General features: G+C 60.0%; 13 protein-coding genes. 6 read left to right on the top strand and 7 right to left on the bottom strand.

Annotated features, from left to right (window positions below):
- Window positions 1–142: 142 nt before the first annotated feature.
- Window positions 143–1,096 (bottom strand): ATP-grasp domain-containing protein, encoded by a 954-nt coding sequence (locus E0486_RS03285; protein WP_131850711.1) that lies wholly within the window; start codon window positions 1,094–1,096, stop codon window positions 143–145.
- A gap of 104 nt (window positions 1,097–1,200) precedes the next feature.
- On the opposite strand from E0486_RS03285, the gene E0486_RS03280 reads away from it, so the two are divergent.
- On the top strand, window positions 1,201–2,007 hold the full coding sequence (locus E0486_RS03280; protein ID WP_131850710.1) for an alpha/beta hydrolase: 807 nt from the start codon (window positions 1,201–1,203) through the stop codon (window positions 2,005–2,007).
- A gap of 122 nt (window positions 2,008–2,129) precedes the next feature.
- Here the strand turns inward: E0486_RS03280 and E0486_RS03275 are convergent, their stop codons facing one another.
- Entirely contained in the window at window positions 2,130–5,489 is a 3,360-nt protein-coding gene (locus tag E0486_RS03275) for a TonB-dependent receptor (RefSeq protein WP_131850709.1), read from the bottom strand.
- 243 nt (window positions 5,490–5,732) lie between these two features.
- Here E0486_RS03275 and E0486_RS03270 point away from each other — a divergent pair, with 243 nt between their 5' ends.
- Window positions 5,733–6,938, top strand: a complete 1,206-nt coding sequence (locus E0486_RS03270; protein WP_131850708.1) for a bifunctional 3,4-dihydroxy-2-butanone-4-phosphate synthase/GTP cyclohydrolase II — start codon at window positions 5,733–5,735, stop codon at window positions 6,936–6,938.
- Window positions 6,939–7,348: 410 nt separating this feature from the next.
- Here E0486_RS03270 and E0486_RS03265 read toward each other — a convergent pair whose 3' ends face one another.
- A complete protein-coding gene (locus E0486_RS03265) occupies window positions 7,349–8,272 on the bottom strand; it encodes an alpha/beta hydrolase (protein WP_131850707.1) in 924 nt (307 codons plus the stop codon).
- A 65-nt stretch (window positions 8,273–8,337) separates the two neighbouring features.
- Complete coding sequence (locus E0486_RS03260; protein WP_131850706.1) at window positions 8,338–10,230, bottom strand: Nramp family divalent metal transporter; 1,893 nt, start codon at window positions 10,228–10,230, stop codon at window positions 8,338–8,340.
- Window positions 10,231–10,311: 81 nt separating this feature from the next.
- Here E0486_RS03260 and E0486_RS03255 point away from each other — a divergent pair, with 81 nt between their 5' ends.
- Both E0486_RS03255 and glgP read left to right on the top strand, forming a co-directional pair.
- Window positions 10,312–11,289 carry a hypothetical protein gene (locus tag E0486_RS03255; protein ID WP_131850705.1) on the top strand — a complete coding sequence of 326 codons (978 nt, stop codon included), beginning with the start codon at window positions 10,312–10,314 and terminating at the stop codon, window positions 11,287–11,289.
- A gap of 68 nt (window positions 11,290–11,357) precedes the next feature.
- Entirely contained in the window at window positions 11,358–13,037 is a 1,680-nt protein-coding gene (glgP, locus tag E0486_RS03250) for an alpha-glucan family phosphorylase (RefSeq protein ID WP_131850704.1), read from the top strand.
- 209 nt (window positions 13,038–13,246) lie between these two features.
- Here glgP and E0486_RS03245 read toward each other — a convergent pair whose 3' ends face one another.
- Together E0486_RS03245 and E0486_RS03240 are read right to left on the bottom strand one after the other, a co-directional pair.
- Entirely contained in the window at window positions 13,247–14,473 is a 1,227-nt protein-coding gene (locus E0486_RS03245; RefSeq protein WP_131850703.1) for a 4-hydroxy-3-methylbut-2-enyl diphosphate reductase, read from the bottom strand.
- A 140-nt stretch (window positions 14,474–14,613) separates the two neighbouring features.
- On the bottom strand, window positions 14,614–15,330 hold the full coding sequence (locus E0486_RS03240; protein ID WP_131850702.1) for a hypothetical protein: 717 nt from the start codon (window positions 15,328–15,330) through the stop codon (window positions 14,614–14,616).
- Window positions 15,331–15,580: 250 nt separating this feature from the next.
- Between E0486_RS03240 and E0486_RS03235 the strand changes: the two genes are divergently transcribed.
- Entirely contained in the window at window positions 15,581–16,834 is a 1,254-nt protein-coding gene (locus E0486_RS03235; RefSeq protein ID WP_131850701.1) for an alpha-amylase family glycosyl hydrolase, read from the top strand.
- Window positions 16,835–17,475: 641 nt separating this feature from the next.
- Here E0486_RS03235 and E0486_RS03230 read toward each other — a convergent pair.
- Window positions 17,476–17,979, bottom strand: coding sequence for a hypothetical protein (locus E0486_RS03230; protein ID WP_131850700.1), 504 nt, complete (start codon window positions 17,977–17,979; stop codon window positions 17,476–17,478).
- Between the two features lie 353 nt (window positions 17,980–18,332).
- Here E0486_RS03230 and E0486_RS03225 point away from each other — a divergent pair, with 353 nt between their 5' ends.
- The gene (locus tag E0486_RS03225; protein WP_131850699.1) at window positions 18,333–19,589 is read left to right on the top strand and encodes a DUF4407 domain-containing protein; all 1,257 of its coding nucleotides are present in this window, start codon (window positions 18,333–18,335) and stop codon (window positions 19,587–19,589) included.
- The last annotated feature ends 56 nt before the right edge of the window (window positions 19,590–19,645 follow it).

The raw sequence follows: 19,645 nt of genomic DNA, 5'->3' as shown, positions 1-19,645 counted from the left end.
GGGTTTGTTGATCGTAATTCGTTCGCTTGTTTCAAGTAGCATGTGGGTCAGTTAGTTAGTAGTTTGTGATTTGTAGTTTGTGGTTAGAAGGTGCATCGTGGTTTGCTTAACTACAAACAACCGACTACAAACCACAAACCCTCTATACGAGTTTCTGCCTGGCGGTACTGCGCTTGATATATTCGCCCCAGCTCAGGTTGTCCTGACCGTCTTTCTGGGCGAGGGCGCGCTCGATGGCGTAGTTCGCGGCGTTTTCCACCACCCAGTTGAAGTTCTCTTCGCCTACCGATGCGAGGTCGGCGTCGGGAGCGGGGTTGCAGAAGTCGATGGCATAAGGAACGCCGTCGCGGATGGCGAGTTCCACGGTGTTGAAGTCGTAGCCCAGGTAATTGTTGATCCGCAGCACGATGTCCTCCATTTGCTTCAGGCGCTCGGGGCTCGGGCTGAAGTCGTGCTGGTAACGAAGATGGTGCGGGTTGCGGGGCTCGTAGCCCATGATCTTGACATACTTGCGGCCGATGCAGTAGCAGCGGTAGTATTCGGTGAACACGATCTCTTCCTGCAACAGCATCACGAGCTGCTCGGTCTCGGCGTGCTTCTGGAAAAACTCCTCGCTGTTCCGCAGCTTGTATACATTCTTCCAGCCGCCGCCTTCGAAAGGCTTCATGTACGCCGGGAAGCCCACGTAGCTGAAGATGCCTTCCCAGTCGAGCGGGTAGGCGAGGTTGGAAAAGGATTCATCGGAAGTGTCGGTCGGCTTTTCGTACGAGGGAATGATGGCCGTCTTGGGCACGGGCACGCCGATCTGCGTCATGAGGCAGTTGTTGAAATACTTCTCGTCGGCGCTCCACCAAAAGGGGTTGTTGATGACCGCCGTGCCGCGCAGGGCGGCGTTCTTAAGCCAGGTGCGGTAAAAGGGAACATCCTGCGAAATGCGGTCGATGATGACGGCATAGCCCGAGGGCTCGCCCTGCATGGCCTTGTCGATCCGTACCGGTTCGGCTACGATGTCCTCAATGCCCTTGCTGTTGATCCGTTCAATGATTGCCGTAGGAAAAGAGCGTTCCTTGCCGAATAGAATTCCGATTTTTTTCATAATGGTTGGTTTGCGTTCCAGAAGCCTTAAAGTACGACATAAACCTTTCTGCCAAAAAGTTTTTAGCAAGCCTGTTGGCGGCCCTTTCCGCTATTTTTGACGCCATGCAATTAGCCGATCTCAACTGCCTGATCGTGGAGCGCAAACTGCTTTACTCACCCGACCTGCGCCGGTACGTGACGGTGGATTTTTATCTTCCGAAATTCATCGCCGATCCGTCATCGCTATCGCTGCTGCTGATTAACGACGGGCAGGACCTGGACAAGATGCGTTTCGATACGCTCCTCAACGGGCTGATGGAGGAGCGCCGCCTCCGGCCGCTGCTCTGTGTAGGTGTGCACGGCGGCCCCGACCGCAAGATGGAATACGGCACCGCCAAGGTGCTCGATTTCAAGGGCCGCGGCGCCAAGGCGGCCGCCTACGACCGCTTCCTGCGGGAACAACTGATCCCACACCTGCACCGCGATTATTGCATTCCCGCCTTTCGCCAGAAGGCGATCGCCGGCTTTTCGCTCGGCGGCCTCAGTGCCATCGACCTCGCCTGGAGCCACCCCGAGCAGTTTCGCATTGCGGGTGTTTTTTCCGGATCGCTCTGGTGGCGCACCCGCGACCTCGAAGATGGCTACGTGGAAGAAACCGACCGCATCATGCACAGCCAGGTGCGCAAAGGCAAGTTTCACAAAGGACAACGCTTTTACTTCACCACGGGTTCACTCGACGAAACCTCCGACCGCAACCACAACGGCGTTATCGACTCGATCGACGACACACTGTCGCTCATCGGGGAACTGAAGGGAAAAGGCTACACCGACGACGATATCTGCTACGTCAACTACGAAGACGGCCGGCACGACGTGGAAACCTGGGGGCGGGCCTTCCCGCATTTCCTGGAGTGGGCGTTCGGGTCGTGAGGCGTGAGGCGTCAAGCGTCAGCCCTTGAGAGGCGATTCTAAATGAGAAAAGGCAGCCAATGGCTGCCTTTTCTGTTATCGTGTATCGCGAACTCACGGTTCACGCCTCACGCTTCACATTATCAGTTTCCGAAGATATAACGAATCCCCATCTGCATGTAATAGGTAGACGTGATCGTGGTGTTGTCGCGGAACGTTTCCGTCAGCGGGGCGTTGCGGTCGATCGCCAGGCGGAAGGTCGGGCGCGTGGTGCCACCGGAAACCAGGTTGTTCTGGTTGGTGGGTACCAGCGGCGAGAACGAATTCTGGGTACGGATCAGGCCCCAGTCGGCGTTCAGCAGGTTGGCGAAGTTGAAGATGTCGAGGCTAAGCTGGATCGTGTTGCGGTGCTTGCCCACGTTCACGAACACATCCTGGAGCAGTTTCACGTCGAACTGGTTGCGCCAGGGGAAGCGGGCGCCGTTGCGCTCGGCATATTGACCCTTGTGCTTGCGCAGGTAGGGGTCTTGGTCCACAAAGCGGAAGAACAGTTCCGACTGCTGTGCGGGCGAATAGGTAACGCCATTGATCGTCTGCGAAACGAAGTCGATCTCGGTAGCGTCTTTGGGGATGTAGATCAGGTCGTTGCCCGATACACCATCGCGGTTGAAGTCGCCGCTGTAGGTGTAGCTGTAACGGCTGCCGGTGGATCCTTCGTAGAACAGCGAGAGCGTCGTTCCGAGATGCTTCAGGTATTCTTTCTTATAAGATACCGAGGCGATGAGGCGGTCGGAGAGAATGTTGCCGTTGTAGTCCAGGCGGTAGTCGTTCGGACCGTACACCTGCGCTGTAGCCTGCCAGGCCGACAGGGGCTGGTCGCCGGAACCGTCGTACTGGTTAGCGCCCCAGGCCTTGGTGTAGGCTACGGTAGCGTACCAGTTGTTGCTGAACTGCTTTTGCAGGTTCATCGTGAAGTAAGCGCTGTAGCCTTTGCTGCCGTTGGCGATCACGATCGGGTTGAAAGCCTGCTGGTTGGCAACGCTCACACCGTTGGCAATCGGGTAGTTCGGACGCGGGTTGGTCGGCGTGGGGTTGCCACCGGGCGTCAGGGTATACAGGAAGCGGTCACGAATGTTCGACGGGTAGATCGGACGGCTGTCGGGGTAACCGGCAACGTTCAGGTTCTGCGGAGCCACCAGGTTCGGGTTGCGGAAGATGGCGGTGTTCAGGTCTTTGTTGAAGATACCTTCTACCGACAGCACGAAGCCTTTGCCGAGGCGACGGTCGAAACCGAGGGTCGTTTTCCAGGTCTGGGGGAATTTGAAGTTGGGGTCCATCGCCGTCACCGAAGTGGGGATCGACGTACCGGGCGTGGGTGCTACCGTCGGGCGGTAAGCAGCGGGGTCGGGGTTGAAGGCCGTAATGTTGGCCGGAACCTGCGAGCCCGAGTAAGCTTCCGTGATCTGGAGCAGGCCGGCATCACCCGACTGGCTCACGATCCACACGAAAGGAATACGGCCGGTGAAGATACCCGTACCGCCACGGACCTGGAAGGAACGGTCGCCGTTCACGTCCCAGTTGAAGCCGATGCGGGGCGAGAACATAACGGTCGACTTCGGCAGGTTGCCGGTGTTGATCTTCTCACCGCCGATAAAGGTCAGGCTGTCCACCAGCGGGTGCGTCTGGATCTCCGGAACGCTGGGGTAGGTGGGCAGGTCGGCACGCAGACCCACCGTGAGGCGGAAGTGCGGCGACAGGGTCATTTCATCCTGCAGGTAGGCCGAGAACTGGTTGAACTCGAAGGTGGGGAACACCTGCGAGAAGTCTTTGTTCAGGGTATAGGTCTGGGCGAAGGCAACCGGGCGCTGGCCCGTTACGAAATCGTTCCAGGAAGCAAAGGTGTAGTAGCTCGTGGCAAAGCGCTGGAAGCCGTTCACCGTGGTGCTGTGGTCGTACTGAACACCCGCCAGCAGGTTGTGCTTGCCGACGGTCCAGGTGAAGTTATCCACAAAAGAATAGGTCTTTACCTGGCGGAGGTTACCCTTCGAGAAGGGCTCGTGGCCGAAGGAAACATAAGGCGTCTCGGGCTGGTTACCCGGGTCCTTCAGGATGTCCACGAAGGGGAAGTCGGTGCTCGTGGTGGTGCGGGAATCGTTCTGGTAGGTATACGTTCCGCGCAGGGTATTCGTCATCCGGTTACCGAGGTTCGAGTTGAGCTCGGCGGCGAGGGAGTAGAAATTGGCGCCCTGGAAGTAGTTGGAGTTCTGGTACCACATCGCGTTGATGTCGGTGCGGTTGCCGCCGCCGAAGCCCGAAAGAGGCGAGCGGGAGGTGCTCGGCGGGTTGGGCTCACCGCCCTCTACCTGGTTGTAACGCACGTTGAAGCGGTGGTTGCGGTTGATGTTCCAGTCCACGCGGGCAAGGAACTTCTTGCGCTCGATGGAGGTGCTGTAGTTGTCGTACGGGCCGGTTACGTAGCCATACTTGTTAAAGAGGTAGGAGCTGAAAGAGTCCAGGTCTTCACGCGTCGGGCGGGCGATATTGGGCGCGCTGCCGAAGGGAGCGTTGGGCGTGGAGGCAACCCGGCTCTGTACGATCTTGGGCTGGTTGTCCTGCTCGTAGCTGAGGAAGAAGAACAGCTTGTTGCGTACGATCGGGCCACCGAAGCGGGCGCCGTACTGGTCGAACGTAAAGGGAACGGGGGCGAAGGTGACGCTGCCGGCCTTGTTGCCCTGCTGGCGCTCGGTGCGCCAGTAGCGGTATACCGAGCCTTCGAAGTTGTTGGTGCCCGAGCGGGTCACGGCGTTCACCGAAGCGCCGGTGAAGCCCGACTGGCGGATGTCGAAAGGCGTTACGTTCACCGACACCTCGCCGAGGGCGTCGAGGGAGATCGGCGAGCCGTTGGCCGGCAGGTTGGTGCCGATGCCGAACTGGTTGTTGAAGTCGGAACCGTCCACCGTGATGAAGTTCGAACGGTAGTTGCCGCCGCCGATCGACGTACCGTTGGCCTGCGGGGTAACGCGGGTCAGGTCGTTGATGGAGCGGGTGATCGACGGCATGCGCTGGATCTCGGTGCGGCCGATGTTGGTCACGGCGCCCGAACGGCTGGCGTTCAGCACACGGTTGCGGCCGGCGCCGACAACCACCACGTTTTCAAGCGTGGTATTCGCCTTGGCGAGGTTGGCGTTGAGCACGGTGGCCTCGGCCAGCTGCAGGCTGATGTCGTCAAAGCGTTGCTGGTCGTAGCCCACATAGGTGAATACAACCAGGTAGGGGCCGCCGCTGCGCATGTTGTCGATGCGGTAGTTGCCGTTGGCCTGGGAGCTGGTGGAATAACGGGTGCCCGACGGTGTGTGGGTAGCCGTGATCGTAGCCCCCGACAACGTGGCATTACCGGCAGCGTCGCGCACCACGCCGGTAAGGCTACTCGTGGTAACCTGGGCGAAGAGCACGGGCGATGCTAGCAAGGCGATTGTAAGCAGACACAATAATCTCTTGAGCATAAACTAAGTATTATAGGTTTTCGAGTGCAAAGGAAAGAAAAAAAGGCCAACATTTATTAGCAGGATATTAACACAAAATGAAGCCTGTTAAGCCGGTTGCGCAGGCCGCTGCCACGCCCCGGACTCCGGGTGTTGCAACGACCGTCAACGACACCCCGTTAGCACCGGCCGCCTGCGACGTTGCTGATGCCACAGACAACCGGAACCCTGTTCGCGCCGTACCTTTGCACGAGAACCTTTCTTATGCTCCATTCCATTGAAAGCGCCATTGAAGACATCCGCCAGGGTAAGATCGTGATCGTTGTCGACGACGAAGACCGCGAGAACGAAGGCGACTTCATCACGGCCTCCCGCAACGTGACCCCCGAAGTGATCAACTTTATGAGCAAGCACGGCCGCGGCCTCATTTGCATCGCCCTGCTGGAAGACCGCTGCGACGAGCTCGGACTGGAGCTGATGGTCAACAACAACACCGCCCTCCACGAAACGGCCTTTACCGTGTCGGTGGACCTCCTCGGCCACGGCTGCACCACGGGCATCTCGGCCCACGACCGGTCCGCCACCGTGCAAGCCCTGATCAATCCCGATACCCGTACCGAAGAACTGGGCCGCCCGGGCCACATCTTCCCCCTCCGCGCCAAGCGGGGCGGCGTTCTCCGCCGCGCCGGCCACACCGAGGCCGCCGCCGACCTCGCCCGCCTCGCCGGCTTCGAACCGTCCGGTGTGCTGGTGGAGATCCTTAATGAGGACGGCACCATGGCCCGCCTGCCGCAACTGCTCGAGCTGGCCGAGAAATTCGACTTCAAGATCATCTCCATAAAAGACCTTATCGAGTACCGCGTGCAGCGCGATTCGCTCATCGAAGAGATTGTACGGGTAGACATGCCCACCCGCTACGGCCATTTCAAGCTGGTCGCCTTCCAGGAGAAAGGCTCGTCCAACGAGCACCTCGCCCTCATCAAGGGCAGCTGGGAAAAGGAAGAGCCCGTGCTCGTGCGCGTGCATTCCTCCTGCTTTACCGGCGATATCCTCGGCTCGCTCCGCTGCGATTGCGGCGAGCAGCTGCACGGCGCCATGAAAATGGTGGAGGAGGCCGGCAAGGGCGCCATCCTGTATATGAACCAGGAAGGCCGCGGCATCGGGCTCGTCAACAAGTTGAAGGCCTACCGCCTGCAGGAAGAAGGAATGGATACCGTAGAGGCCAACCTCCACCTCGGCTTCCAGATGGACCAGCGCGACTACGGCGTGGGCGCCCAGATCCTGCGCCACCTGGGCATCCAAAAGCTGCAGCTCATCTCCAACAACCCCCGCAAGCGCGTCGGGCTCATTGGCTACGGCCTCGAGGTGGTGGACAACGTTCCCCTCAAGATCACCGCGAACCCGCACAACGAACGGTACCTGCAGACAAAGCGCGACAAGCTCGGGCACGAGCTGGGGAGCGATGTCTGATGGCTGATGGCTGATGTCTGATATGGAAAACGGATCGCATCGCGATCCGTTTTTTTTGCACGGGCAATCAATTAAAAAGCTTCCAAACGTAAAACAGTTGTTTTCGAAGCGGAAGTAGCCGGCAAAAGCCAAAAACAGCTGTTTTTGACCCGGAAGGATGCTTGGAAAGACCGAAAGCACCTGTTTTTGAGCCTTCCGGTCCGGCTGCTACCCCAAAAACAAGTGTTTTTATCCGAAAACGAGCCGTGACGCTCCAAAAACAACTGTTTTTTATCCTGCCAGGGACAATTCGGTTGCACAATAGCGATTATTTGGGGTTTGTTTCAGCCCGACGCGGTTATTGCGACAACCATAGCCCCTTCGCGGCCCGGGACGGTGCGTAAGAGGTCTTGACTCCAGCGGTCGGGTGGTTAGCGCGCTCTCCGGAATAAGAATCGAAACGGTTCACTGAGCCGGGCGGCCCAGGAGCGCTCGGAGTGGTCGGCGCCGGGGAAGAAGCGGCTCGAGAACTGCTCGTCGCGGTAGCCTTTTTTCCGAACGATCGCGTCGATCTGCGGCTGCAGCGGGGTGTAAAAGGAGTCGAGGGTTTTGTTGCCGTAGTCCATATAGAGGCGGGGCGCTGTGGCCGGTTTCTTCCGGACACGCGGATCGGGCAATTGCCGCTCCAGGTAGGCGCGTATAGCCCCGAATAGTTGCCCGCCATCGTTGAGCCCGCGGAAGGAGCCCGGCCAGTGGGTTGACAGGCAGGCCGCGCCGCCAAAAACGCGCGGGTATTCGCAAACCGCGTACAGCGAGATGAGTCCGCCCATGCTCGATCCGGCGATGAAGGTGTGGGCCGGTGCCGGGTTGGTGGCGAATGCCGAATCGATATAGGGCTTCACCTCTTTGGTAACAAACGCCAGGTATTCGTCCGCCAGCAGTTGCCCGCCGACCTCTTTCAGCAGCGAATCGCGTTCCGAAGGGGGGAGATTTTGGGCTGCCTTTTCCGGGAAATATTCCGCCAGGCGCAGGCGCGCGTTGTTGTGGATCCCTACGATGATAAAGGGCCTTGTTTGGTGGGCGATCAGCGCGCCCGCGGTCTCATCTGCCCGCCATTCCTGCCGGTTCCAGGTGATCGTGCTGTCGAACAGCATCTGGCCATCGTGCATATATAATACGTCGTAACGCCCCGCGGAAGGATAGTCCGGCGGCAGCCACACGTCGACGTTGCGCGCCGTCACAAACTTCGACCGGAACGAATCGATCCGTACGATGCGTCCCGTGGAAACTTTGGGAACCTGAGCCGACGCAAAAACGGAAAGTAAGGAAACCAGGAACAGGATGGGAAACCTCATATCGTAAGCAAATTTTGTATTTAAATCAGATATCCGACATCAGACATCAGACATCCGACATCTCCCTACGCGCTGACAATCAGCACCGGGATCTTCAACGCGTGCCGTACGCTGTCGATGGTCTGCCCGTAGATCCAGTCCAGCATGCCCTTGTGTCCATGTGCCCCGATAATGAGCAGGTCGGCGCCGGATTCTTTCACGAGGCGCACGATCTCCTTGGCGCGGCTGTGGTAGCCGAGCAGCGTACCCGCTTCGAAGCCCAGGGTACGAAGCTGCGTGGCGTAGGCTTCCAGTTGCTCGAGGTCCTTGCGGGTTTCGAGGTCGTCCGACTCCTGCCCGTGGATGCGGGCCGAAGCGCTTTCCACCACGTGGATCAGCACGAAGCGCGTGTCGGCGCGGGCATGGCCGAGCGCGTGGGCGAGCAGCGTCTGGTCGAAGCGGCTGAAATCGAGTGCCAGCGCGATGGCCGAATAGGCGGGCACGATGGGCAGGCCGATGGCTTCCACCGCCTGCGGGTGCACCACGAGTGCCGGCGCGGGCATCGCCTTGCGGCGACGCAGCATCGGGTAGATGGTAATATATACGAGCAGGCCGGCGAAGAACAGGGCCGCCGCCGACGCCAGCAGGATCAGCAGCAGGTTGCTGCCGCCGCGGAAATATTCGAGGAGTTGCTCGGCTACCATGCGGCCATTGAGGTATACGAGGATGATGGTGATGATCCAGGCCAGCACCTGCACCCAGCGCGGGATGGCGAAGATGCCCATCGTGGTTTTGTCGCTCACGAAGTGGATCAGCGGGATGATGGCGAAGCCCAGTTGCAGGCTGAGCAGCACCTGGCTGAACAGCAGCAGCTGCTCGGTGCCGTGCTCGCCGCTGACAAGGATCACGATCACCGCGGGCACGATGGCCAGCAGGCGCGTGAGCAGGCGGCGCACCCAGGGGTCGATGCGGAGTTTGAGGTAGCCTTCCATCACGATCTGCCCGGCCAGGGTGCCGGTGATGGTGCTGCTTTGCCCCGCCGCAATGAGCGCCACGGCAAAGAGGATCGGTGCGAGCTTACTGCCCAGCATCCCGTCGAGGAGCCGGTGGGCTTCCTTGATGCCTTCCACGGGAATGCCTTTATAATAGAAGGCAGATGCGGCCAGCACGAGGATGGCGGCGTTGACGAAAAAAGCGGCATTGAGGGCGATGGTGCTGTCGATGAAATTGAGCTTCAGCGCCCGCCGGATGCCGGCATCGTCGCGACGGATCTTGCGCGTTTGCACCAGCGCCGAATGAAGGTACAGGTTGTGCGGCATCACGGTGGCGCCGATGATGGAGGTGATGATGAACAACGCTGCGGAAGAGGGGATCGTCGGCACGAGGCCCCGGGCTACCTGCCCCAGGTCGGGCTTCGCCATGACGAGCTGCACGAGAAACGAAATGCCGATGACGGCGATGAGCCCGATGATAAACGCCTCCATCTTACGCATGCCCAGGCGTTGGAGCAGCAGGAGCAGGAACGTATCGCAAAGGGTGATGAGCACCGCCCAGAGCAGCGGGATGCCGGTAAGCAGCTGAATGCCGATGGCCATGCCCAACACTTCCGCCAAATCGGTTGCGGCGATGGCGATCTCGGCGAGAATATAGAGTACGAGGTTGAGCGATCTCGGGAAGGCTTCGCGGTTGGCTTGTGCGAGGTCGCGGCCGCGCACGATGCCGAGGCGGGCGGCGAGGCTTTGAAGCAGCAGTGCCATCAGGTTGCTCATCAGCAGCACCCACACCAGCTGGTAACCGAAGCGGCTGCCGCCCGCGAGGTCGGAAGCCCAGTTGCCCGGGTCCATATACCCGACCGAGACTAAGTAGGCCGGCCCGAAATACACCAGCGCCCGGCGCCAGAGCGGCTTTCCGGCGCCGGCGGTCGTATCCACACTGCCATGCACTTCACTCAGCGAGGAGTCGGTGGAAGAAGAGGTCATGGAACAAAAATAGGGGGCGGCACCCAACCCCGGCCGGATACTATTGACGGGATTGTCGTTTATTTACCGCAAAAACCGACTATGCGCCTGCCCGGATGTGTCTTGTTGTGGCTCGGATTTGTTGCCTGCTCGGGTGATCCGAAAAAGGAGCCCGGTGCGAAAGGAGCGGAGCCCGCCGGCGGTTCGTTCGCAGCCCTGTCGGCGCCCTTCTCCGCCGCGCCGCTGCCCTATAGTCTCAACGATTCGTCGGTATGGAATACGAAGGACACCGCTGCGCTCAGCGCGGCCGAATTCTCCTCCCTGCTGCCCGATTCGCTGCGCACCCAATTGCTCGGCGGCGGCAAAGTGCGCTTTACTCCGCTTGCCCGCATCGAAGGAGCGCAGGAGGTGCGTTACCTCAGCGTGCGCGCCAGCAGCGGTAGCCACCGTGCCGCGCTTTTGTACCGCTTCGAGAAAGGCAATCCCGCCGGCGTCTTTCCGCTGCTCGTGCCCGATGCCGACCCGGCCACCGCGCAGGTATCCACCATCGACCGCGCCGGGGCCATCACGCGCGGCATCACCAAAAAGCTGCCCAAAGAGCAAACTGCCGAAGGCAAGGAAGTATTTATGTACAATACCGAGGGAAAGAATTTCACCCTCATCGGCGCCGACCCGCTCGAAGACAACCAGGACGTGCTCAACCCGCTCGACACCTTTGCCCGCACGCACCCGCTGGCCGGCGACTATGTCAAGAACGCGCGCAACTTCGTCTCCATCCGCGACGCGCGCAACCCCAGCGAACTCAACTTCTTCGTACACTTTGAAACCGGCGAAGAAGACAATACGTGTGTTGGCGAGCTCAAAGGCACGGCGCTGCTCACTTCCTCGAAGACGGCGGTGTACCGCCAGGGGGGCGATCCCTGCGTGCTGGAGCTCACCTTCCAGGGCAATAACGTGACGCTGCGCGAAATGGAAGGCTGCGGTTCGCGCCGCGGCGTTCAGTGCGTCTTTGAAGGATCCTTCCCGCGGAAAAAGCCGGTTTCACCGAAAACAACGGCAAAGAAAAAGTCCAAAAAGTAGATTACCGCCGTACAATTGTGTCTTGAATACACGATCTTTCGTTTTCCTTATCTTGCGCAGCTAAATCCATGAATAAGAACATGAACTTCCGATCTTTCCAGGTCCCTTATCCTGTTGACGACCGCTTCAAAAAACGCGTGGCTTATTTCTCGATGGAATTCGCCATTCACCAGCCGCTGAAGATCTATAGCGGCGGCCTTGGCTTCCTCGCCGGCTCGCACATGCGCTCGGCCTTTGAATTGCGTCAGAACCTGGTCGGCATCGGCATCCTGTGGAAATACGGTTACTACGACCAGGCCCGCAACCAGGACCAGACCCTGCAGGTGACCTGGATGGAGAAGATCTACGGCTTCCTGGAAGAAACGGGCATCAAGTTCGAGATCACGGTACACGAGCACCCGGTATGGGTGAAGGTCATGTACCTCCCGCCGAACGTGTTCCAGTCGGCACCGATGTTCCTGATGACCACCGACATTCCCGAGAACGACTACGTATCGCAGACGATCACGCACCGCCTCTACGATGCCAACGTGGCCACGAAGGTGGCGCAGTTCATCCTGCTCGGTGTAGGCGGCGCCAAGCTGCTCGACGAGATCGGCTTCCACCCCGAAGTATACCACCTCAATGAAGCACACGGCCTGTCCGCCGCTTTCTACCTGTATAATAAATTCGGACGCAAGGCCGAAGAGGTGAAGAAGCGCCTCGTGTTTACCACGCACACGCCCGAAGAGGCCGGCAACGAGAAGCACGACATCTACCTCTGTCATAAAATGAGCTACTTCTGCGGCCTCACCGTCGAAGAGGTGAAGCACCTGACGGGCATGCCCGACGACCAGTTCAACCACTCGCTCGCCGCCCTCCGCTTTGCGCGCATCGCCAACGGCGTGTCGCAGCTACACGGCGAAGTGAGCCGGCACATGTGGGCCAAGTATGACAACATCTGCGAGATCCTCGCCATCACCAACGCACAGAACTGGCGCTACTGGGCCGACAAGGCCCTGTACCGCTTCCGCGAGGACGGCAACGACGCCGGCTTCGACGACCGCAAGACCTGGATGAAGAAGCGCGCCTTCGAGCTCGTGGCCGACCAGACCGGCAAGATCTTCGACCCGAACGTATTCACGATCGTGTGGGCCCGCCGCTTCGCCGGCTACAAGCGCGCCAACCTCATCACGCGCGACATCGAGCGATTCAACAAGCTGATGGCCGACACGAAGTATCCCATCCAGATCATCTGGGCGGGCAAGCCCTACCCGGCCGACTATCCCGCCATCTCGGAGTTCAACGAGCTGGTGCACCTGAGCAAGAATTACAAGAACATGGCTGTGCTGATCGGCTACGAGCTGGCCCTGTCGAAGCGGATGAAGCAGGCCGCCGACTGCTGGCTCAACAACCCCCGCGTGCCCCGCGAAGCATCCGGCACCTCGGGCATGACCGCCGCCATGAACGGCGCCGTCAACTTCTCCACCAACGACGGCTGGATTCCCGAATTTGTACACCCTGGCAACAACGGCTTTATCGTGCCGCCCGTCGACTACACGAAGATGAGCACGCCCGAGCAGGATCAATACGACCTCGACCAGCTCTACGAAGTGCTGACGAAGCAGATCCTGCCGCTGTACTACGAAGACTACGACACCTGGCGCCAGATTGTGAAGAACGGCATGCGCGACGTGCAGCTGCAGTTCGACTCCAACCGCATGGCAGAGGAGTACTACAACCTGCTGTATACGAAGGCACACAAATGAGTAATCAGTAATGAATAGAGAACAGCCCCTGTGATGCAGGGGCTTTTTCATTTAGACGCGCAAGCGCGCGGGAAGAGAAAGAACGCAGATTCTATAGGATCTTTTATGATTGACGCAGATATACTTCAGTGCGTCAGAAAATCATAACAAATCTTAACTGATCTGCGTATCCCGCCTGCGGATCAGCGTTCTTATTCTCGGGAAAGCCGTCACTGAAACAGCGCCGCCACTTCTTCGATCGATTTACTGCCCGGGTAGAATGACAGCAACCGCCGGATAACGCCTTCCACCAGTGCATCGGGGCAGGAGGCGCCGCTGGTGAGGAGCACCGTGGCGGGTTCGGTTGTGGGCAGGTAGCCCTCGGTAACGAGCTCGAGGCCCGTGTGGAAGTTGTAGTGCAGGATCGTGTTCTTCGACAGCAGCTTCGCCTCTTCGTTGATGAAGTAGGTGGGCAGCGCCTCTTCGCAGAGCTCCACGAGGTGCGAGGTGTTGGAGGAGTTGTAGCCGCCCACTACAATGGCGAGGTCGGCGTTGACGCCCAGCATGCCGGTGACGGCCGTCTGGTTGTCGTTGGTGGCGTAGCAAAGCGTGTCGCGCGTGTCGGCAAAGCGCTCGCGCGTATCCGCTTCGGTCAGCCCGTACTTCTTCACCATTACGGATTTCAGGTAGTCGGCGATGGCCTGCGTGTCGGAAGCGAGCATCGTGGTTTGGTTGACCACGCCGATGCGTTGCAGGTCGCGCGCCACATCGAAGCCTTCGGAGTATTGGCCTTTGAATTCCTCGTAGAAATACGGGGCGTCTTTTTCCCCCGTGATGTATTTCGCCAGCTCGATGGTCTGCTCCATGTCTTCCACCACCACCGAAGGCGCGTCTTTGGCGGCGTGCGAGAAGGTGGCGCGGGTTTCCTCGTGCCGGGGCTTGCCGTGGATGACAATACTGTAGCCTTTCTGAGCGATGCCTTCGCTGCGGTTCCAGACCTTTTCCACGAAGGGGCAGGTGGTGTTGTACAGCTCGGTGCGGATGCCGATACCGGCAAGGCGCTGCTCGATGGCGAGCGTGGTGCCGAAGGCGGGAATGAGCACGACGTCGTCGGCAGTCAGGTCATCAAAAGAAACGATGGAGTTGCCTTTCGTATCCTGCAGGAAGCGGACGCCCGCCGCGAGCAGGTCGGCGTTGACCTGCGGGTTGTGGATCATCTCGCTGAGCAGGAAGATGCGCTTGCCGGGATTTTCGGCCACGGTGCGGAAGGCGATGTCGATGGCGTTTTCCACGCCGTAGCAAAACCCGAAGTGGCGGGCCAGGTACACCCGCAGCGGCCCGAAATCGAGCAGCGTGGGGGTGAAATCCTTTTTCATCCGGTCGGCTTCTTTGCGTTGCTTCTTGATGGCCGAGATGAGCGGACTCCGGTAATTGACGGGTACATCGAAGGTCTTCATGCGGGAGCAAAGATACAAAGCGGGGCTGGGGTTCGCAGGGTTCTTAAGGTTTTAAGGGTTCTTAAGGTTCTTGGGTTTTCGCGAGACGAAAGCATCCCCCTGAAAACCTTCAGAACTACAAGAACCTTAAAAACGTTGCCTTAGATTTCCGCAACGATGCTCTTGAAGGGGATCGAGTTCTGGGCGCAGAGCTCCTTCAGCAGGGTCTGCTTGCGGTAGTAGTAGGATTTGAGCACTTCGAGATTGCTGGAACCTTCCACGAACCACCAGATGGGGTGCGTCACGATCTGCATCGTTTTGCCCACGGCGAATTCCTCGGAATCGTGCGGGTGACCGAAGCGCCAGGCGCCGGTGGAATCGGCGAAGTACTTAATGTCCCTGAACCACTTGCTCCGGTAGGTATGGTCCACGCCGCCGATGGGGGCGTCGAGGTTCTGGAAGGCAGGGGCGGGGCGATGGAAGGAGATGAGGGACACCTTGCTGCCGAACACGTTTTCAAAGAAGCGGCACTCTTCGGCCAGGCCCGTTTCGAAGTCTTCGTAAAGGGTAGGGTCGAAATGGACGCTCACCTGGTGGCCCATGTCGCGGATAGCGGTGATGTGGCGGTAGGCCTCACCGGCAAAGGGGTTGTAAAACTCGTGGCGCAGCAGGAAGAAGTACACGCTTTTGATCCCCAGCGCATGCTCTACCTCGGCACTGCGGAGCGCATACTCCGTGTCGAAGTCGATATCGTGACGCAGGGCGATCTGGCCGTTGGGGTTGTTGAGCTCGCTGAAGAATACGAATTCGTATCCCTGGTCTAAAAAGCGCTGGAGGAATCCGGCGTAATTCCCCATGTAATTGTGGATGGACTGCATACTGCGTCAGGTGGTTTAAAGGCCTTGCGGCCGGCGCAAAGATAGCCTTTTGAGAGAGGTTTGTAGTTTGTAGTTTATGGTTTGTAGTTGGCGCTTCGGCTGCGCTCAGCGTGACAACGGCCGTCTGTCATCCTTCGGCTGCGCTCAGCGTGAGAAGGGCCGCCTGTCATCCTGAGCGCAGCCGAAGGATGACCGGCGCCTTCCAACCCCCGTAACCCTCCGGAACCTTCCGAAACCTTAGTTTTGACGCATGTCCCCAAAAGATTGGATCCTCCGGACGAACGTCTATGAAGTAAACCTCCGCCAGTATACGCCCGAGGGCACGCTGGCCGCCTTCCGGGCCCACCTGCCCCGGCTGCGGGAAATGGGGGTGGAAACACTCTGGTTCATGCCGCTGACCCCCATCGCGCAGGAACGCAAAAAGGGCTCCCTCGGCTCGTACTACGCTTGTTCCGACTTTACCGCTTTTTCGCCCGAGTTCGGGACAATCGACGAGTTTCGCGCCTTCGTGGCCGAGGCCCACGCCATGGGCTTCCGCGTGCTGATCGACTGGGTGGCCAACCATACCGGCTGGGACCACCGCTGGACACGCGAGCACCCCGACTGGTACGAGCACGGCCCCGACGGCGGCTTTGTGCCCGCCCACGGCATGGACGACATCATCGAGCTCGACTTCGCGAACCACGACATGCGCCGGGCGCAGATCGACGCGATGCGCTTCTGGATCCGCGAAACGGGTATCGACGGCTTTCGCTGCGACCTGGCCTTTTGGGTGGAGGTGGACTTCTGGATCGAGGTAAAGGCCGCGCTGGCCGACGAAAAGCCCCTGCTCTGGCTCGGCGAGCTCGACCCGCTGACGCACCCCGAGTACATGGACGTGTTCGACGCCGCCTATACCTGGAGCTGGATGCACGCCGCCCAGGAGTTCTTCCAGGGCCGCCTGCCGCGCGCCGAATGGATCGCCCTGCTGGACCGCTACCGCGCTGCGCCCGGCATCCCGGCCTGGTTTACCGCCAACCACGACGAAAACAGCTGGAACGGCACCGAGTATGAAAAATACGGCCCGATGGCCGCGCTGCTGGCCGTGTTCAGCTGCACCTGGCCCGGCCTGCCGCTGCTTTACTCGGGGCAGGAGCTTCCGAACCGGAAGCGGCTGCAGTTTTTTGAAAAAGATCCGCTCGACTGGACGAAAGGACCGGCCCTTCACGGCTTTTACCGCGCCCTGCTGCGGCTGCGGAGTGAAGCACCGGCGCTGGCTTCCGACGCCCCCTGCCGCCCGCTGTCCACTACGGCCGGCGACGCCGTGCTGGCCTACCTCCGCGGAACGGAGGAGGCACCGGTACTGGTGCTGCTCAACCTCAGCGCCGAGGCGCAGCTGTTTGAAGTGACCGAAGGGCTTCCGGCCGGTCGCTGGACGGAAGTGCTGGACGGCTTTTCCACCGACAGCCTCGCGGGGCCGCGCCACTTAAGCCCCTGGGGCTACGCGGTATGGCAACGCCTGTAGCCGTAAATCTACAACTGTCGTTGTTGAACGAGGCGGCCCTGCCCCGCGCAAAGCTTACACAGACGAGCCTGCCGCCTTGTGGATAAACTGGTATCATTTTCGGATAGAAGAATCAGAACGCGGCTTACACTGGACTGTTTCGGGAGTGGCGTACAAAACATTTGACGGAACAGTACAAAGAGGCGTGTTGGTTTTTCGTGGTGATTAAGAAAAGAGGGCGGGACGTGAGTTCCGCCCTCTTTTCGTTCCCCGCCCGCCGGAGCTTTAGCGAAGGCGGGTGCCGCCGGGCCCAACCCCTAACCCCTTCCCGGGGGGAAGGGGGACGACTTCACCCCTGGGGCCGCGCCGGCGCAGCCCAAAAGGTGGAAGGGGGTACCCCGATAGGTACCCCCGCGAACCCCTATAGGTACCCCCGCGAACCCCGGAGCTGCGTCCGCGGACCCTCCCGGCTCGCGGGCGGAAGCTCCCGGCACCGGCGGGGCAGCCCCCGGGCCTGGCAAAAGCTGTCCGGGGGAGGGCCGGCGCACCCCGGCAGGTCCGGTGGCGCTGCCCGGGACTTCGTTTTTTGTGCTAACTCCTTGATAATGAAGCAGCGGCGCCTTTTCGGGCGCCGCTGGGGACAAAGGGTACGGATGGCGGATTCAGGCATTGGTAAAACCGGTGGCGGGTGCTTCCGGCTCCGCGGGGCTGCTGGCCTGCTGGAAGCGGGTCTTCAGCTTGTCGGCGATGGCGTCGGCGCCGGGCTCGCCGTTGCGGGCCGCCTCCTGCGCCATGCGGTAGATGGCCAGGGCATTCTGGTAGGCCTCGGAGCCGGCGAGCATCATCGTGTCCTGCACCTTTTCGCGCAGTTGATTCAGGCGCAGCAGGATCGCGGCGTACTGGTCGTAGAGGGCGTAATCGTTTTCCACCCGGGCCACCGAAAAATAAGCGGGCAGGAAGCTGGCCGTCTGGCCCGCATTGATGGCATCCTTCACGAAGGGCACGTTGGCCTCGTTGATCTTCGGCAGGCCGATGCGTTGGGTCTTGGTAAGGGTGCGGAGCTTGCCGTTGAATTGGGCTTCGAGCTGGGTCATGAAATCGTTGATGCCGGAAACCTCTTGCGCCGTCAGCCGGTCGTCAATCAGGTTGGTCGTCAGATTTGCCATGGAATAGCGTTTTAGAAGTTAGTAAAGGTGTACGGATACTAATTTACTAACGATTGGGCATAAGTGCGTTTTCAACGGATTATTTTTTTGTCCGTCGCCGTGGCCGTTGCCGCCAATAGACCGCCCGATCCGCGCAACAAAAGCTGCCGCCGTTCCCTCCCGTTCATCTCAGGCCACCTTCGCGATTCCAGCGAACCTTATTCACCCCATTTATCAACCCTTTCATCCCATAGCCCCGCTTAGCCGAACTGTTAAACCCCGACCTTTAAATACGAAGGAAGATTCCCGGTACGTTTCCCTGTTGGCAGGTTTCAACTTCAACCACAACGACCCTATTTCAACAACGGAAACCTATGGCGGAAAACAACAACACGAAGGAGCCGGCGTATACCTACGACAGCTTCGAAGGCCGGTCGGCCGGCTCGAACTCCAATTTTCTCTGGTGGTGCGCCGGCGCGCATGCACCGCTGCTGCGGCAGTACCCTTCGGAGGGCATCAAGTACAGCGGCCTCGGCGGCGTGCTGCTGGCCACCTTTGTGCTGGCAGCCCTCTCGTCGGGCTACGCGCTGTACAGCATCTTCGGGCACCTCGGCTACGCCGTGGCCTTCGCGCTCGTGTGGGGCGTGATCATCTTCAACTTCGACCGCTTCCTGGTGAGCACGATGCGCAAATATGGTGTATCGAAGCGCCGGCAGCTGCTGCTGGCCCTGCCGCGGATCGCGCTGGCCCTGCTCATCGGCGTCACCATCGCGCGGCCGCTGGAGCTGAAGATCTTCGAGAAGGAGATCAACGTGAAGATGGTGGAGAACACCCACCGCAAGATCCAGCGCAACGACTCGCTGCTGCAGCTCGAAACGAAGACGCAGATTGCCGCCGCCGAAGCGGAGCGCGCCCGCATCACGGCCCGTAGGGCTACGATCGAGGATTCGCTGGCCCGCCTGCAGAGCGCCTACGTGCAGGAAGCCGACGGCACCGGCGGCTCGGGCCGCCGCGGCATCGAGCAACTCACCCGCCTCAAGATGGGCGCCTGGCAGGCCGCGCAGGCGCAATACGCGCCCGAGCAGGCGCAGCTGGCCGCTGCGCTCCGCACGCAGGACAGCACCATTGCCGCTGCCCGCGCCGCGCTGGAAGAAAAGCGCCGCGGCTACGAAGGCACCGCGGGCGCCAACCTGGGCTTCCTCGAGCGCAACAAGGCCCTGTCCGACCTCGCCGACGAAGAGCCGAGCGTGTGGTGGAGCACCCTGCTCGTATCGCTGCTCATCATCCTGCTCGAAACCGGCCCCATCCTCTCCAAGCTGATCATGCCCGTGGGCCCCTACGATATCGCCCTGGCCCGCGAGGAGCTGCTCCAGATGGCCGCCTCCGAGAACGACCTGTTCAAGGGCCGCGACCTGCTGTTTGACAAGAAAAAGAAATTCTACGAGCGCCAGCGCGAAGTGTCGGGCGAGCTGGTGGACAAGCTCACGGAGCTGCAGAAAAAACACATCGACGACGAACTAGACAAGTGGGAGCGCGGCGAGTGGAGTCCGAAAGACCACCGCGCCAGCATGGATGAAGTGCTGCGCAAGATCCGCAAGGATTACGGGGTGGAGGATGATAGCCTCCTCTAGAAAGTTTGTAGTTTGGGGTTTATAGTTTGTAGTTGCGCGAGGCGCGGCAGCCTATT

This window comes from Flaviaesturariibacter aridisoli (assembly GCF_004343705.1).
Taxonomy (GTDB): Bacteria; Bacteroidota; Bacteroidia; order Chitinophagales; family Chitinophagaceae; genus Flavisolibacter; species Flavisolibacter aridisoli.
Note: the sequence above shows the minus strand (reverse complement) of the source record. Positions and strands in the feature narration are given on the sequence as shown.